We start from the raw sequence: 15,067 nt of genomic DNA on the forward strand, positions 1-15,067 counted from the left end.
TCATCCTGAGCAGGTTGTCGATCGGCGTCAAGGCATCTGGATCGAATGATCCGATCCGATCAGTTGACCGGTCGTCGTCAGGGTCCGATCATCAGGCCCGTGAGCTGCGTGAACGTCGGCCCGGCGAGGTGGATTCCGCAACGTCACAATCTGATCAAGCTGTTCATTTGATCCGACGGTCTTGACGAATGATCAGTCGGTTCCTAGATTCCGCACAGGGGCCCGCCCGCCCCGGACCCGCCGACGAAGGACACCCCATGCCGCTGCCCCCGGAGGACCGACGCCTCAGCCCGCACACCGGCTGGACCAGGGCGCACTGGGAGGCGGCCGCCGACGACCTGCTCGGCGCCGTCCGCCCGTACGCGAGCCCCGGCCGCGCGCTGATCGACCTGCCCGGCGACCGCCCCAGCTGGTCGGGCCGCCGCTCCGACGGCCTGGAGGGCTACGCCCGCACCTTCCTGCCCGCCGCCCTGCGCATCGCCGGCGCCGGCGGCGCCGACCCGCACGGACTGCTGGAGCACTACGCCGCCGGGCTCGACGCCGGCACCCGCACCCCGACCGCCGAACGCGACCTGGCCGACGGCGACCTCGACTCCTGGCCCCTGATCACCGACCGCGGCCAGGCCATGGTCGAGGCCGCCTCGATCGCCTTCGCCCTGCGCCTCACCCGCCCCTGGCTCTGGGACCGCCTCGACGGCGCCGTCCGCGACCGCGTCGGCCGCTGGCTCGCCGACGCCCTGCACCGCGCGCCCAACGACAACAACTGGTGGATCTTCCCCCTGTCGGTCGGCGGCTTCCTCGCCGAGGCCGGCATCGAGGAGGAGGACGCCCGCGCGGCCGTGCGGCGAGGCCTGGAGAAGATCGACCGCTGGTACCTCGGCGACGGCTGGTACACCGACGGCCGCCCCCGCGCCTTCGACCACTACAACGGCTGGGCCCTGCACCTCTACCCCGTCCTGCACGCCCACCTCGCCGACGACCGGCCCCTGCTCGCCGAGTACGGCGACCGGCTCGCCGCCCACCTGACCGGCTACGCCCACCTGTTCGGCGGCGACGGCGCGCCCGTCCACCAGGGCCGCTCGCTCACCTACCGGTTCGCCGCCACCGCGCCGCTGTGGGCCGGCGCCCTCACCGGCCGGACCCCGCTCGACCCCGGCACCACCCGCCGGCTGGCCTCCGGCGCCCTGCGGTACTTCCTCGACCGCGGCGCCGCCGACGACCGCGGCCTGCTCACCCTCGGCTGGCACGGCCCCGAACCCCGGCTGACCCAGCCGTACTCCGGTCCCGCGTCCCCCTACTGGGCGGGCAGCGGATTCCTCGGCCTGCTGCTCCCGCCCGGCCACCCGGTCTGGACGGAGCCCGAGCGGCCCGCGCCCTGCGAGACCCGCGACGTCGTGCTCGCCCTGCCCCGGCCCGGCTGGCTGGTCCAGTCGACCGCCGCCGACGGGCTGGTCCGCCTCCACAACCACGGCAGCGACGACCAGCCGGTCGACCAGGTCCTGCCCGACAACCCGCACTACGCCCGGCTCGCCCACTCCACCGCGACCGGCCCCACCCTCGACGGGCCCGCCGACAACCACCTCGCCCTGCTCGTCGACGGCGAGCCCACCGAACGCGGCCGGATCCACCCGCTCGGCACCGGACCCGACTGGGCCGCCTCCCTCTCCCGTCCGCGGGCCGCCGGGCGCGAGCTGCCCGGGGTCTCGGTCACCTCGGTCACCCTCGTGCGCGGCGCCGACGAGGTCCGCGCCCACCTGGTCACCGGCGCCGCCTCCGGCACCGCGGTCCGCCACAGCGGCTGGGCGGTCGCCGGCGGGCGCGTCGAGGCCGCGGTCGTCGGCACCGGCGCGGGCACCGGTACCGGTACCGGCACCGACGACCGCGCCGGCACCGGCCTCGCCATCGGCGCCGTCGTCCGCGCGGACGGGCGGCTCACCAGCGGACTCCGCTCCCTGTACGGCTTCGGCGAGGCCGCGACGCGGACCGTGCCCGGCGGAACCGCGTTCGGCGCCGAGGCCGCTCTGCCCGTCCTGAGCGGCACCCTCGGGGACGGTCCGGCCCTGCTCGTCTGTGCCGCCGGGCTCACCGCCGGGCTCACCGCTGCCGGGCTCACCGCCGGGCTCACCGCTGCCGGGCTCACCGCCGGGCCCACCGCCGCCGGGCCCAGCGCCGCCGACCGGCCTCCCGTGGCGGCCGTCGAGGTCGCCGTGCGGTCCGGTGACGGCTGGCGGCTGCGGGTGTGCTGGCCCGACGGCGAGGTGCGGGAGGTGCGCATCGGGGCAGGCTCGGTCCACGTCGGTCGGGAGGGCTGAGCCCGCGCGCGGGGGGCCTCGGCCGTTCGGTCCCGGCCCCTCCTCCGGCCGCCCGTCCGGGCGGGCCCCGGCTCGCCGGGACGGCTGCCGCCGTCCGCGCCCCGGCGGGGGAGGGGTCGGGCCGTCAGCCGGCCGGGACGCCGACCGGCGCGAGGTGGGCCGCGGGGCCCACCGGCGGCCGGGTCCCGGCGGGACGGACGCGCTCGTGGCGCGCCGGCAGTTCGACCACCCGGCAGCCGTGCCGCTCCAGCAGCTCGCCGACCGTCCGCACCTCGGACCCGTCGATGGAGAACACGAAGGGGCCCGGGACCAGCACCGTCTTGATCCACCCGGCGGCGACGCCGCTCAGCAGCCCCTCCAGCGCGGGGAGGCCGTCGGACGCGCGCAGGCCGTTGTCCAGGTACAGCAGCGGCTCCGGCAGGCCCAGCACCTCGGCCAGGTCCTCCAGGGCCCGGCGGTGGCACTCCATCGCCGTCGCGTCGAACGGGTAGCAGCGCAGGTAGACCGCGACGCCCGGGGCGGCGTCGGCGGCGCTGGTGTCGTGGGGGCTGCTGTCCATGGGGTCACCTTCTGCCGATCGCGGTTGGTGGGAACCCGGCGCCGCGCCCGCCCCACGCCGTGTCTCCAGGACACGCGAACGATCGATGGGTAATCAATCCGGGTCCCTACGCATCTTCACCGTCGGTCACCGGATCGGCCGGCCTAGGAACGTTCCGTGACCGGCTGCGCCCGGACCGCCCGGCCGGCACGGGGCCGGGCGGTCCCGGGGCCCCGCCGATCGCCGCGTCAGCCGCCGCAGGAGGTGCGCACGCGCAGGACGGGAAGCAGCGTGGTGCGGTGGACCGGCAGCTCGGGGCCGGCCGCGAGGCGCCGCAGCAGCAGGTCGAACGCCGCCTGCCCGACGGCGCGCTTCGGCGGGGCGACGGCCGTCAGCGGAGGCGCGGCCAGGGCGGCGAACACGTCGTCGTAGGCGATCAGGGCGACGTCGTCGGGCACCCGCAGACCTCGGGCGCGCAACAGCGGCGGCAGCCTGATCGCGTCCTGGTCGTTGTGGACGAGCACCGCCCGGGTGCCCTCCGCGGCGGCCTCCGCGATCCGCGCGGACAGCAGCTCGGGGTCGGTCGGCACGCCCGTCGGCGCCAGCGTGTCGAGGGTCGGCAGGGGCCGCAGCCCGAGCAGGCGGGTGCCCTCCTCGTACCCGGCCCGGACCTCCTCGGCCGTCCAGGAGTCGCCCCGGGCGGCCAGCAGGACGCGCTCGTGGCCGAGGCCGGCGAAGTGCCGCAGGGCGCTCAGGACCCCGTGGCGGTGGTCGGAGCCGACGGTGTCGAGGTGCGAGCCGGGGCCGTCCGGGGTGGGGGAGCGGCGCTCGACCAGGACGGCGGGCACCGGCAGGGCGTCCAGCCAGGCGCAGCCCTCCGGGGCCTGGCCGGGGAGCAGCCCGGGGGCGAGCAGCAGGCCCTCGGCGCCGGACTCCAGCAGCCGTTCCACCTGCACCCGGTCGTCGCCCGTGCCGTACGGCGCGATGCCGAGGACCAGCCGGGCCTCCGCGGCGGTGGCGGCCGTGCGGGCGCCGGCGATGACCTCGTCGAAGTAGGAGCCGACGGAGGGCACCAGCAGGCCGACGGTGCGTCCGGCCCGGCCGGTCCGAAGGCCGCCCCGGGCGGGGGCGCGGTCGGCGTCGGGCCGGTCGAGCGAGACGAAGCCGTGCGAGCGGCTGAGTCTGCCGGCGTCGGCGAGCATGGCGACGTCGCGGCGGACCGTGACCGCCGGGATGCCCAGTCGGTCGGCGAGGTCGGTCAGCCGTACCTGCCCGCCGAGATCGCCGACGGCGGTCACGATGAGCCTGCGGCGCTCTTCTCCCGAAGCGGTCATCCTGCCCTCCATCGCCGGTCCAGTGGATTTGATCAAACAGTATCGTTCGATCGAAATGCGATCAAGAGGCGTGGTCCTTATCGATTGATTGACCACCCGATCGATGAGCTCGTAGGGTGCGTACCGATGATCGCCCGCCGGTCACATCCGCCCGCCCCGGCTCCCGCGCGGGCCCGCACCGCCCCGGTTCCCGCCCCGGTCCGTGACCCACGCCGAGGCGCGCCCGCCCCGGCGGACGCCGGCCACGCCGCGCCGGGCGCGCCCGCCCACCCTCCCGCCCGCCCTACCGCGGAGGCACCCATGGCCGATCCGGCCGCCCCCACGTCCCTGACCGTCGACGGAGACACCTTCCTGCGTGCGGGCCTCCCGCACCGGATCGTCTCCGCGGCCGTCCACTACTTCCGCATCCGCCCCGAACAGTGGCTCGACCGGCTCACCCGGCTCCGGGCCATGGGCGTCAACACCGTCGAGACCTACGTCGCGTGGAACTTCCACCAGGCCGCCCCCGGGGTCAGTGACTTCGACGGCGACCGCGACCTCGCCGCGTTCGTCCGCACCGCCGGCGACCTCGGGCTCGACGTGATCGTCCGGCCCGGCCCGTACATCTGCGCCGAGTGGGAGTTCGGCGGCCTGCCCGCCTGGCTGCTCGCCGACCCGGCCGTCCGGCTCCGCCGCGTCGACGGGCCCTACCTGGCCGCCGTCGACGCCTGGTTCGACGACCTCGTCCCCGTCCTGCTCCCGCTGCTCACCTCCCGCGGCGGGCCCGTCGTCGCCGTCGCCGTCGAGAACGAGTACGGCAGCTACGGCAACGACACCGCCTACCTGGAACACCTGCGCGCCGGCCTCGTCCGGCGCGGTGTCGACTGCCTGCTCTTCACCGCCGACGGCGCCGAGGACGGCTTCCAGCTCGGCGGCATCCTGCCCGGGCTGCTCACCACCGGCACGTTCGGTTCCCGGCCCGAGGAGTCCCTGGCCTGCCTGCGCCGCCACCAGCCGGTGGGCCCGCTGGTCTGCATGGAGTACTGGACCGGCTGGTTCGACCACTGGGGCGCGCCCCACCACCTGCGCGACCCCGCGGAGTCCGCTGACGTCCTCGACCGGATGCTCGCCGCCGGCGCGTCCGTGAACATCTACATGGGCCACGGCGGCACCAACTTCGGCTGGTGGAACGGCGCCAACCACGACGGGACCACGTTCCAGCCCGACACCACCAGCTACGACTACGACGCGCCCGTCGGCGAGGCCGGCGAACTCACCGAGAAGTTCCACCTGTTCCGCCGGGTGATCGAACGCCACCTCGGCCCCAACCCGCACCCCCTGCCGCCGCTGCCCGCACGGCTCGCCCCGCAGAGCGCGCCGTTCACCGCGAGCGCCGGCCTGTCGGCCGCCCTCGACGACCTGGCCACCGTCCACCACCGCCCGGAACCCGAACCGATGGAGGCCCTCGGCCAGAACCTCGGGCTGATCCACTACCGCACCCGCCTGCGGGGCCCCCTCGGCCGCGGCGAGCTGCGCGTCGACGGTCTGGCCGACCGTGCCCAGGTCTTCCTCGACGGCCGGCCGCTCGGTGTCCTGGAACGCGACCGCCCCGACGAGGCCCTGCCGGTCGAGGTGCCCGAGGGCGGCGCCGTGCTCGACCTCCTCGTCGAGAACATGGGCCGCGTCAACTACGGCCCGCTGCTCCACGACCGCAAGGGCGTCACGGGCGGCGTGCGCATCGGCAACCAGTACCAGCTGGGTGGCTGGGAGATCCGCCCGCTGCCCCTGGACGACCTCACGGCAGTGCCGTTCGCCGCACCCGGCCACCGGGACGGGCCCGCCTTCCACCGCGCAGCCCTGACGGTCGCGACGCCCGCCGACGGGTTCCTCGCCCTGCCCGGCTTCACCAAGGGCATGGCCTGGCTCAACGGTTTCGCCCTCGGCCGCTACTGCGACCGCGGGCCGCAGCGCACCCTCTACGCCCCCGCCCCGCTCTGGCGGGAGGGGCGCAACGAACTCGTGGTCCTCGAACTCCACCGCGCGGGCACCCACGTCGACCTCCGGGACCGACCCGACCTCGGCCCGGCGGTCACGGAGGAGATGCCCCAGTGGTGACGGTGCCCGGCGGCGCCCGCGCCCCGGGGCGGCGTTCCCGGGGTGACGCGCGGTCGGGGTGACGCGCGGTCGGAGCCCGACCGCCCCGGTCCGTCCGCCCCGGCCCGTCCGCCCGGCCGTCCGTCGTGCGCTGACGGACCGTGTGCCGACCGAACACGGGCCGTGCATCGACCGAATGATAGATTCCTGTCCGCCTGGGCAGGTGACCCCGCCGGGCCGGACGACGGGCAGGGGAGTGTGGGGATGTCGATCTCGGCGGACGAGCGCCGCACCCGGATCCTTGAAGCGGTTCAGGAGCTCGGCTCGGTCCGGCTGACCGACCTCGCGGAGCGGCTCGGCCTGCCCGCCGTCACCGTCCGCCGGGACGTCGCGGCACTCGCCGACTCCGGCCTCGTCCGCCGCTCGCACGGCTCGGTGTCGGCCGCGACCGGGGCGGGCGCCGTCGCCACCGGGCACGGGCCGTCGCTCGGCCTGCTCGTGCCGGCGGTCGGACAGTACTTCGACGAGATCATCGCGGGCGCACGGGCCGCCGCCGGCCGGGCCGGTGCCCAGCTCGTGCTCGGCATCTCCTCCTACCAGGCAGGTGCGGACCGCTCCCAGGCCGAGCAACTGCTGAAGTCCGGTGCCCAGGGGCTGCTCCTCGCGCCCAACTGGACGCCCGACGACCGGCCTTCCGACCAGGCCTGGGCCGAGGAACTGCCGGTGCCCGCCGTCCTGGTCGAGCGCAGGCCGGTGCCGGGGAGCCCGGCGGAGACGCTCGACTCGGTCGCCTCCGACCACCGCCACGGCGTGCTCCTCGCGCTGCGCCACCTGGCCGGGCTCGGACACCGGCGGATCGCCCTGGTCGCCCGGCGTGACACCTGGACCGCGCACGAGGTCCGCCGGGGCTATGCCGAGGGCTGCGAGGTGCTGGGTCTGCCCGTGGAACCCCCCGTCGACATCGTCACCCCGGTGGCGGACCTGCCGGCGGTCGCGGACCGCCTGGCCGAGGGCTGCGCCCGGGGTGTGCGGGCGGCCGTGGTCCACAACGACCAGGACGCCATCCAACTGCTCCCGCTGCTGCGGGCCCGGGGGCTGCGGGTGCCGGAGGACCTGGCCGTCATCAGCTACGACGACCTGTTCGCCGGCCTCGGGGCACCGCCGCTCACCGCGGTGGCGCCGCCGAAGCAGGCCGTGGGCGCGGAGGCGGTGGGGCTGCTCCTGCGCAGGCTCGGGAGCGTGGCCGAGGCCGGTCCGGTGCACCACGTGCGGCTCCTGCCGGTCCTGACGATCCGTGAGTCGTGCGGAGCGGTGTCGGACTGACGCACCGTGGGGGACCGTCTGACGCACCGTGGGGACCATATTGATCATTTGATCAATATTCGGGAAAATCGATCGAGGTGGTCGGCCCCGCCCAGGCCGCCGCCGAACAGGTCATCCAGGTCAGGCCCGGCACCACCTACACCCTCGGCGGCTGGAGCAAGGTCTCCGCGAGCGGCGCCGAACTCTCGGTCGGCGCCAAGCAGTACGACACCGCCGGCTCCCGGCCCGCCTACTCCTCGGTGCCCTGCGGCCCTGCCCACCGGCTGCCCCGCCCGAGGGCCGGCCGGTCGCCGGTGGACCGGAGGCCGGTGGACCGGGCAGGGCTGCCGAGCAACGGGAGACGCCAGAGGTGTCGTGGTGGTCGTCTCGGCGGGCAACGACCACCGGGGCGTGGCCCACCAGAGCCCGGCGCACGTGCCGGACGCCGTCACGGTGTCCTCGCTCAGCGACGCCGACGGCAAGCCGGGCGGCCTCGGCCGCTTCGCGTGGTGCAACAAGAACAACCGCAACCGGGGCGACACGCTCTCGGACTTCAGTAACTTCGGCCGGGGCGTGGACATCGCGGCCCCCGGCGCCTGCAGGGTGCCGGACACCGGCACGCGGATCGAACTGCTGTGGAACAGCGCCGACTAGCTGGAGCCGATCATCATGGTCAGGCCCGGGGGCTGGCCCGCGCGCCCGGCGGATCCCGCCGCGCGCGGTCCACCGGGCCGGCGCGGCGCGGGATCAGCCTCCGCGCAGGGCCTTGTCGACCGTGCTGTCGATGCTGCGCAGCGCCTGGTCGACGGGCGTCCGCCCGTCGACGCCGGCCGTCACCTCGGACTTCTGCGCCTCCCATCGGGCGGCGAAGCCGTAGCGGTCCTGGAGCAGCAGGTCCGCGGTGCTGCGGTCGAACTGGGCCATGATCGGTGCCCAGCTGGGGTCGGTCTGGTAGAAGGCGTCGACGGCGGCCTTGGTCTCGCGCGGCACCTTGGCGGTGTCGTACGGGAAGATCCCGTGGAACTCCATGAACCGGGTGCTGACCGAGGGGGAGGCGAGCCAGCGCATGAACGTTCCCGCGGCACCCGGGTCGGGCAGGTCCGAGCGGGCCACCAGGCTGTGGCCGCCGACGGCCGAGCAGCCGCTCTTCGGGCCGATCGGCATCGGGGCGGCGGCCCACTTGCCGTGGGTCCTCTCGTTCCCGGCGGCGATGTCGGAGATGACGCTCTGGTAGAACGAGAACATCGCGACGTCGCCGTTGATGAAGCCGCTGAGTGCGCTGACACCGGGCGTGGAGATCTTCTCGGTGTAGAAGGACTTCATGTACTCCATCGCGGTGCGCCCGGCCTCGGTGTTCTGCGTGGAGGTCCTGAAGTCGGACGAGACGAGGCTGCCGCCGGCCTGGCAGAGGAAGCTCTCCCAGGTGGGGTTGATGGCGTTGAGGTGGTCGTCCATGCCCTTGAACTGCCAGCCCGTCACCTTCTTCCCGGACGCGGCGGAGCGGGCGCCGACGGCGGCGGCGGTGGACTTCAACTCCTCCCAGGTACGGGGTGGTTCGTTGAAGCCGTACTTCTGCAGGACGTCCTTGCGGTAGAGCAGGACGTTGACGTCGAAGTACAGGGGCGCGCCGTAGAGGCGGCCCTGGTACTCGTTGACCTTCGCCAGGGGCCGGAACCGGCCCAGGTCCTCGGGGGTGTAGCCGAGGGTGTCCAGCGGGGCCAGCTCGGCGGCGGCCAGCAGGTCGAGTTCGAGGCCGTTGTTGGCCAGCCAGACGTCGGGGCCCCGGCCGCTCTTCACGGCCTTCTTGATGGTGTCCCGGCCGGTCTGCCAGTCGAGCACGGTGAGCTCGACGGTCACCCGGCTCTGCGAGGCGTTGAAGTCCTCGATCAGGTGCTTGAGGTTGTTCGGCCGGCCGATCCAGAACGGCATGGTCCAGAAGGTGACCGTGGTGCGCCCGGGGGCCTGGGCCGGGGGGTCGGGAGCGCAGGCCGCGGCGGTCAGGGCCGTGGCGGCGGCCAGGGCGGTGGAGACGAGTCTGTGGGGCAGGGACGTCATGGGGGTGGAACTCCTCGGGTGGCGGAGTCGGAACCGATGGCGTAGGGTATTCGATATACTAAACGGCTTCCAGGGGGCTGACCGTTTTGTTTCGTGGCCGGTGGCCCCGAGTGGTCCCGGTCGGCCGGCAAGGGTGCGCCGCGCACCCCGTGAGGTGCTGAGCGCGGCGATCGGCGGCAGGCCGCGCCCGCCGCCGCTCCCGAAGGCGTCCGGCCCGGTCGCCGCCGCGTCCGCGGGTGGATCGAAGCCGGGGTCGTCGCCCTCCACCTCCAGCCGGACCGCGCACGGTCGGTGACCGTCCCGTGTGTCGAGAGGAAGCCGCGGGCCGACAGGTTCGAATTTGGTATACGAAATCCCTTCAGGTGAGACCGTTCGGAGAAATCGGACAGGACCGCTGATCGGGCGCGGTGGGAAAGGTTTGGCGCAGGAGTCCCGGAGTCCATGGATATCGCATACGATGAACGAATGGGACAGAGCAGCTGGGCGGAGCGCATCCCCGCCGTGAAGAGCAAGGCCGATCTCGCCTACGAGAGTCTGCGCAGTGCCATCGCCCAGGGCGACCTCAAGGCCGGCGAGCGGATCAACATGGACGAACTCGCCCGGAGCTTCGGGGTCAGCAAGATCCCGATCCGTGAGGCGGTGAAGCGGCTGGAGTCGGACGGGCTGCTGGTGTCCAGGGTGCACGCCGGGGTCACCGTGGCCGGCATCGACGTCACCGAGATGCGCGGCGTCTTCCTCGCCCGTGAGGCCATCGAGGCGCTGGTCGCCGAACTGGCCGCGCAGCGGATCGACGACCGGCAGCTCGCCGAGCTGGAGGACGTCCAGGAGCGCATGCGCGCGGCGCTGGAGCGCGACGTCACCGGCGAGATGGCCGAGCTGAACTCCCGCTTCCACCAGCTCCTCGCGGAGGCGGCGGGCTACCGGGTCCTGGGCGACCTGACCGAGCAGCTGCTGATGACCATCCGCCGCTACCGCATCACGGCGCCGCTCGGCGAGCGCAACTGGCGCTCGGTGGTCGACGAGCACGACACCCTCGTGGCGGCGCTGCGTCGGCGCGACCCGGAGGCGGCGTCCGGCGCGGCCCGCGCGCACATCAGCTCCCAGGCGGCGCACGAGGTCGAGCAGGGGGGTGCCGAGGGGGAGGGCGCCGGGACGAAGGGCGCCGGACCGCAGGAGGGGTGAGGGCGGGGCGGCCGTCGCCCGGCGAGGGGCGGCCGACACGGCAGCGGCGGCGCGCGAGGTGATCGCGCGCCGCCGCTGGCGGCGTTTTCCGGCGGGAGTGGGCCGGGTCGGTGCGCCCGGGCCCGGCCGGCCCGGGCGCACCCGGTCAGTGGGTGTCGAGCGGCGGCAGCCCCATCCGCTCGCGGTGGGAGTCGCGCAGGAGGCTGGCCGGGCTGACCACCGAGGCGCCCGCGTCCAGCACCAGCTCGGAGCCGGTGATCATCCCGGCGGCCGGGGACGAGGCGAAGGCCACCGCCTCGGCGATGTCTCCGGCGTCCACCAGCGTGCGCATCGGATTGCTCTCCCGCAGCCGTACCAGGTCCTCCTCGCCGGGCGCCAGGCGGGCCTCGGTCGCCGGGGTGCGCACCCAGCCCGGCGCGAGGGTGACGAAGCTGATGCCGAACCGTCCGTAGTCCACCGCGAGTTGGCGTGTGAGCGCGGCGATCGCGCCCTTCGCGGCGGCGTACGCGGGCAGACCGGGCGCGCCGGTGCGGTGCAGCACCGATCCCACGGTGACCACGGCTCCGGACCCGGCCGCCATCATCGTGGGCAGCACCTCGCGGACGCACAGGAACACCGAGTCGAGGTTGGCCGACAGGACGCGCTGCCACTCCTCGTCGGTGGTCAGGTGCAGGGGGCCGCCCTGGGTGATGCCGGCGCAGGTCACCAGCACGTCGATGCCGCCGAGTTCCTCGACGGCCCGTCCGACCGCGGCGGCGACCTGCGCCGGATCGGTGACGTCGGCCCGGTGGAACGTGACGCCGGGCAGCCGGGGGTCGGTGAGGTCGAGGCCGGCCACGCGCAGGCCGTCGGCCACCAGGCGGGCGGCGACGGCGCGGCCGATGCCGCCGGCCGCGCCGGTGATCAGGGCGGTACGGGTCATCGAGGGGCGCCTTTCGTCGGGGGCGGAACTTGTGGACGGTGCACGGGGCTCCGACTGGAAAGTATACGATATCCTAAAGTCCTCACCTGAGCTCCGGAGGCATCCGTGCAACCAGACGACCTTCTCTCCGCCCTGCGCGACCGCAGGATCCTGGCCATCGTCCGGGGCAACGACCCCGACGCCGCCCTGGATGCGGTCCTCGCGCTGTTCCGTGCCGGCGTCGACCTGGTCGAGGTCTCGCTGACCACCACGGGCGCGCTCGCGGTCCTGGAGCGCGCCCGCGCGGTCCTCGGCCCGTACGCGGCGCTCGGCGCCGGCACCCTGCTCACCGCCGCCGACGCCAGGGCCGCCGCCCGGGCCGGCGCCGCCTTCGCGGTGACCCCCGGACTGACCGAGGCCGTCGGCGAGGCGCAGTCCCTCGGCATGCCGGTCCTCGCCGGCGCGGTCACCCCGACCGAGGTCGCCCTCGCCCGGGCCGAGGGCGCGACCGCGATCAAGCTCTTCCCGGGCAGCCTCGGTGGCCCCGGCTACCTGCGGGCCCTGCGCGACCCCTTCCCCGACGTGCCCTTCGTGCCCGTCGGCGGGGTGGACGCCGAGGCCGCCCGGGGCTTCCTGGCCGCCGGCGCCCTGGCCGTCGGCGTCGGGGGACCGCTGGTCGGCACCGCCGCCCGCGCCGGCGGTGACGTCGCCGGCCTCCCCGCCCGCATCGCCGCCTTCCGCACACTCGCCGAGGAGTTCCCGTGCCCGACGTCCTGACGCTCGGCGAGGCCATGGCGGCCCTGCGCGCCGACCGTCCGCTGCACCTCGGCGGGACCCTCGCCCTCTCGGTGGCCGGCGCCGAGGCCAACGTCTCCATCGGCCTGGCCCGGCTCGGCCACACGGCGCGCTGGGTCGGGGTCAACGGCGACGACGAGTTCGGCCGACTGGTGCTGCGCACCCTGCGGGCCGAGGGCGTGGACGTCTCGCAGGCCGCCGTCGAAGCCACCGCGCCGACCGGCCTGGTGGTCTTCGAGCCGCGGGCGGCCGACCTGACCCGGGTCTCCTACTACCGTGACGGCTCGGCCGGCTCCCGGCTCACCCCCGCCCACGTCACCGCCGCCCTCGCCGAGGGGGCCCGGATCGTCCACCTCACCGGCGTCACCGCGGCCCTCGGCCCCGGCCCCCGGGCCGCCGTGGAGGCCGCCGCCCGCTCCGCGTCGGGCGCCGTGTGCCTGGACGTCAACTACCGGGCGAAGCTCTGGTCCAGGGAGGAGGCCGCCGCCGCGCTGCGGCCCCTGGTCCCGCTGCTGGACATCCTGGTGGCCTCCGACGACGAGCTCGCCCTGGTCGCGCCGCCCGGTGTGGAGCACGAGGTCGAGTGCGTCGAGGCGCTGCTCGACCAGGGGGTCGGCGAGGTGGTGGTCAAGCGCGGCGCCGCCGGTGCCGAGGTCTTCACCGAGGACGGGTCCGTCGCCAGGCCCGCCGTCCGGGTCCCCGTCCGGGACGCCGTCGGGGCCGGGGACGCCTTCGTCGCCGGCTACCTCTCGGGGCTGCTCGACGGCCTGCCGGTGGACGGCCGGCTCGACCGCGCGGTGACCACCGGGGCGTTCGCGGTGGCCGCGGCGGGAGACTGGGAGGGCCTGCCCTTCCGGGACGAACTGACCCTGCTGGACGCCGCGCCCGGCACCGCCCTGCGATGACGGCCTCCGGAGGAGAGGAGGTGGTGCGGATGTCCGCCGACGCCTGGCGGCCGTGTTCCGCCGAGCGCTACCGGCTGGGCGAGGGGGCGCGCTGGCACGAGGGCCGGCTGTACTTCGTCGACCTCCTCGGGGGCACCCTGCACAGCTGCGACCCCGGCGGCCCCGGCGACGACGTGCGGCGCGAGGCCGCCCTCGGGATGCCGCTCGGCGCGGTCGCCCCGGTGGCCGGGAGGCCGGGGGAGTGGATCGCCGCCGCCGGACCGGGCGTCGCCCTGCTGCGCCCGGCCCGCGAACCGCACTGGATCGCGCGGCCGGAGGCGGACGCGCCGCGGCCGATGCGGATGAACGACGCCGCGTGCGACCCGGCCGGCCGGTTCTGGGCCACCAGCATGGCCACGGAGGCGACCGAGGGCGCCGGCTCGCTCCACCGGGTCGACCCGGACGGCTCGGCGCACCGCGTGCTGACCGGTCTGACCGTCCCCAACGGGCCGGTCTTCGACGGATCCGGCCGCACGCTCTACCTGGCCGACAGCGCCCGGGGCGTGATCGAGGCGTACCCGGTCGATCCCGGCAGCGGACGGCTGGGCGCGCCCAGGCCGCTCGTGCACCTCGGCAGGAACGAGGGCCGGCCGGACGGCATGGCGGTGGACGACCGCGGCTACCTCTGGGTCGCCCTGTGGGGTGCCGGCCGGGTGCACTGCTACGACCCGGCGGGCGGGCTCCGGGAGAGCGTCGCGGTACCCACCGCGCACGTGAGCAGCATCGCCTTCGGCGGCGGGCGGATGTACGTGACCACCGCGCTGCACCGGCTCACCGCCCCGGGCCCCTACGCGGGAGCGGTCCTGGCCCGGCCGTCCGCGGCCACCGGACCCCCGGCCGCGCCCTACCGGCCCCTGCCGCCGTGACCGGCGGGCGGGGTGGGCCGGGGCGGGGTGCGGGCGACCCCGGTGAGGGCGGGCGGCCGGTGTCCCTCGGGAAACGATTCGGCGACACCTCTGGCAGTTTTTTCGTATATCGCATACGTTTTACCCATCCTCGGCACCTCTCCCCCCAAGTGGAGCCCCGATGACCACGCCTCCCCCCACCACCCCGCCGGCGCGCACCACCGCCCGGCACCGCACCACCGCACCGACCGAGGGCACCCCCGTGCACGACACCTCCGGCGTCACCACGACCCGCCGCACGATGCTGGCCGGCACCGTCGGCACCGTCATGGAGTGGTACGACTTCAGCCTCTACGGCCTCGCCTCCGCACTGGCCTTCGGACCGCTCTTCTTCGGGTCCTCCGGCACCGGCGCCACCCTGGCCTCCTTCGCCACCGCCCTCGTCGCGGCCGGCGGCTCCGTCACCCCCGTCGTCCTCTACGTCATCGCCGGCTGCGCCGTCACCGCACTCGCCGTCCTCAGTGGCCGCGAGACCGCCCGCGGCGAGATCAGAACCGGCGGCTGAACCGCTCCACCACCCTCCCCGCTCGGCGGGGAGGGCCCAGCACCCAGGAGAAGAACCCGTGAGTACCCAGCCACTGCGCATCACCAAGGTCGAGGCCGTAGCCCTGTCCGCCAGCTTCGACGACCTGTACGACTCGCCCGAGGACGTGCCGGACTGGCTGCGGTACCCGGCCTCCAGCCACCTGGTGCTGCCCCGCCGGGGCCAGTACGCGACCCTCGTCA

The 15,067-nt window shown here is 75.1% G+C and carries 13 protein-coding genes; 9 read left to right on the forward strand and 4 right to left on the reverse strand.

The window, feature by feature from the left end; all coding sequences use genetic code 11:
* Nucleotides 1-257 precede the first annotated feature (257 nt).
* Entirely contained in the window at nucleotides 258-2,312 is a 2,055-nt protein-coding gene (locus PUR56_RS30595) for a DUF2264 domain-containing protein (RefSeq protein ID WP_329951355.1), read from the forward strand.
* A 124-nt stretch (nucleotides 2,313-2,436) separates the two neighbouring features.
* Here PUR56_RS30595 and PUR56_RS30600 read toward each other — a convergent pair whose 3' ends face one another.
* A complete protein-coding gene (locus tag PUR56_RS30600; RefSeq protein WP_329951356.1) occupies nucleotides 2,437-2,871 on the reverse strand; it encodes a hypothetical protein in 435 nt (144 codons plus the stop codon).
* A 227-nt stretch (nucleotides 2,872-3,098) separates the two neighbouring features.
* The gene (locus tag PUR56_RS30605) at nucleotides 3,099-4,184 is read right to left on the reverse strand and encodes a LacI family DNA-binding transcriptional regulator (RefSeq protein WP_329951357.1); all 1,086 of its coding nucleotides are present in this window, start codon (nucleotides 4,182-4,184) and stop codon (nucleotides 3,099-3,101) included.
* A gap of 300 nt (nucleotides 4,185-4,484) precedes the next feature.
* On the opposite strand from PUR56_RS30605, the gene PUR56_RS30610 reads away from it, so the two are divergent.
* The 3 genes from PUR56_RS30610 (at nucleotide 4,485) to PUR56_RS30620 (ending at nucleotide 8,213) form a co-directional block, all read left to right on the forward strand.
* Entirely contained in the window at nucleotides 4,485-6,278 is a 1,794-nt protein-coding gene (locus tag PUR56_RS30610) for a glycoside hydrolase family 35 protein (protein ID WP_329951358.1), read from the forward strand.
* A 243-nt stretch (nucleotides 6,279-6,521) separates the two neighbouring features.
* The gene (locus PUR56_RS30615; RefSeq protein WP_329951359.1) at nucleotides 6,522-7,580 is read left to right on the forward strand and encodes a LacI family DNA-binding transcriptional regulator; all 1,059 of its coding nucleotides are present in this window, start codon (nucleotides 6,522-6,524) and stop codon (nucleotides 7,578-7,580) included.
* 6 nt (nucleotides 7,581-7,586) lie between these two features.
* Nucleotides 7,587-8,213 carry a S8 family serine peptidase gene (locus PUR56_RS30620; protein WP_329951360.1) on the forward strand — a complete coding sequence of 209 codons (627 nt, stop codon included), beginning with the start codon at nucleotides 7,587-7,589 and terminating at the stop codon, nucleotides 8,211-8,213.
* Between the two features lie 93 nt (nucleotides 8,214-8,306).
* On the opposite strand, the gene PUR56_RS30625 is transcribed toward PUR56_RS30620, so the two are convergent.
* Complete coding sequence (locus PUR56_RS30625; protein WP_329951361.1) at nucleotides 8,307-9,614, reverse strand: extracellular solute-binding protein; 1,308 nt, start codon at nucleotides 9,612-9,614, stop codon at nucleotides 8,307-8,309.
* A 465-nt stretch (nucleotides 9,615-10,079) separates the two neighbouring features.
* Here PUR56_RS30625 and PUR56_RS30630 point away from each other — a divergent pair, with 465 nt between their 5' ends.
* On the forward strand, nucleotides 10,080-10,796 hold the full coding sequence (locus PUR56_RS30630) for a GntR family transcriptional regulator (protein WP_329951362.1): 717 nt from the start codon (nucleotides 10,080-10,082) through the stop codon (nucleotides 10,794-10,796).
* A 145-nt stretch (nucleotides 10,797-10,941) separates the two neighbouring features.
* On the opposite strand, the gene PUR56_RS30635 is transcribed toward PUR56_RS30630, so the two are convergent.
* A complete protein-coding gene (locus PUR56_RS30635) occupies nucleotides 10,942-11,718 on the reverse strand; it encodes an SDR family NAD(P)-dependent oxidoreductase (protein ID WP_329951363.1) in 777 nt (258 codons plus the stop codon).
* Nucleotides 11,719-11,823: 105 nt separating this feature from the next.
* Between PUR56_RS30635 and PUR56_RS30640 the strand changes: the two genes are divergently transcribed.
* The 4 genes from PUR56_RS30640 (at nucleotide 11,824) to PUR56_RS43655 (ending at nucleotide 14,846) form a co-directional block, all read left to right on the forward strand.
* A complete protein-coding gene (locus PUR56_RS30640; RefSeq protein ID WP_329951364.1) occupies nucleotides 11,824-12,474 on the forward strand; it encodes a bifunctional 4-hydroxy-2-oxoglutarate aldolase/2-dehydro-3-deoxy-phosphogluconate aldolase in 651 nt (216 codons plus the stop codon).
* Between the two features lie 14 nt (nucleotides 12,475-12,488).
* The gene (locus tag PUR56_RS30645; RefSeq protein ID WP_443034592.1) at nucleotides 12,489-13,397 is read left to right on the forward strand and encodes a sugar kinase; all 909 of its coding nucleotides are present in this window, start codon (nucleotides 12,489-12,491) and stop codon (nucleotides 13,395-13,397) included.
* Between the two features lie 29 nt (nucleotides 13,398-13,426).
* Nucleotides 13,427-14,302, forward strand: a complete 876-nt coding sequence (locus PUR56_RS30650) for an SMP-30/gluconolactonase/LRE family protein (protein ID WP_329951366.1) — start codon at nucleotides 13,427-13,429, stop codon at nucleotides 14,300-14,302.
* 160 nt (nucleotides 14,303-14,462) lie between these two features.
* Nucleotides 14,463-14,846: a hypothetical protein gene (locus tag PUR56_RS43655; RefSeq protein WP_443034591.1), complete on the forward strand. Its 384-nt coding sequence runs from the start codon at nucleotides 14,463-14,465 to the stop codon at nucleotides 14,844-14,846.
* The last annotated feature ends 221 nt before the right edge of the window (nucleotides 14,847-15,067 follow it).

The sequence above is a fragment of the Streptomyces sp. BE303 genome, assembly GCF_036290945.1.
Classification (GTDB): domain Bacteria; phylum Actinomycetota; class Actinomycetes; order Streptomycetales; family Streptomycetaceae; genus Kitasatospora.

Bases quoted from the DNA above. Each gene is read 5' to 3' on its own strand.
- PUR56_RS30595 (WP_329951355.1), top strand. From the start codon at position 258: ATGCCGCTGCCCCCGGAGGACCGACGCCTCAGCCCGCACACCGGCTGG.
- PUR56_RS30600 (WP_329951356.1), bottom strand. From the start codon at position 2,871: ATGGACAGCAGCCCCCACGACACCAGCGCCGCCGACGCCGCCCCGGGC.
- PUR56_RS30605 (WP_329951357.1), bottom strand. From the start codon at position 4,184: ATGACCGCTTCGGGAGAAGAGCGCCGCAGGCTCATCGTGACCGCCGTC.
- PUR56_RS30610 (WP_329951358.1), top strand. From the start codon at position 4,485: ATGGCCGATCCGGCCGCCCCCACGTCCCTGACCGTCGACGGAGACACC.
- PUR56_RS30615 (WP_329951359.1), top strand. From the start codon at position 6,522: ATGTCGATCTCGGCGGACGAGCGCCGCACCCGGATCCTTGAAGCGGTT.
- PUR56_RS30625 (WP_329951361.1), bottom strand. From the start codon at position 9,614: ATGACGTCCCTGCCCCACAGACTCGTCTCCACCGCCCTGGCCGCCGCC.
- PUR56_RS30630 (WP_329951362.1), top strand. From the start codon at position 10,080: ATGGGACAGAGCAGCTGGGCGGAGCGCATCCCCGCCGTGAAGAGCAAG.
- PUR56_RS30635 (WP_329951363.1), bottom strand. From the start codon at position 11,718: ATGACCCGTACCGCCCTGATCACCGGCGCGGCCGGCGGCATCGGCCGC.
- PUR56_RS30645 (WP_443034592.1), top strand. From the start codon at position 12,489: ATGGCGGCCCTGCGCGCCGACCGTCCGCTGCACCTCGGCGGGACCCTC.
- PUR56_RS30650 (WP_329951366.1), top strand. From the start codon at position 13,427: ATGTCCGCCGACGCCTGGCGGCCGTGTTCCGCCGAGCGCTACCGGCTG.
- PUR56_RS43655 (WP_443034591.1), top strand. From the start codon at position 14,463: ATGACCACGCCTCCCCCCACCACCCCGCCGGCGCGCACCACCGCCCGG.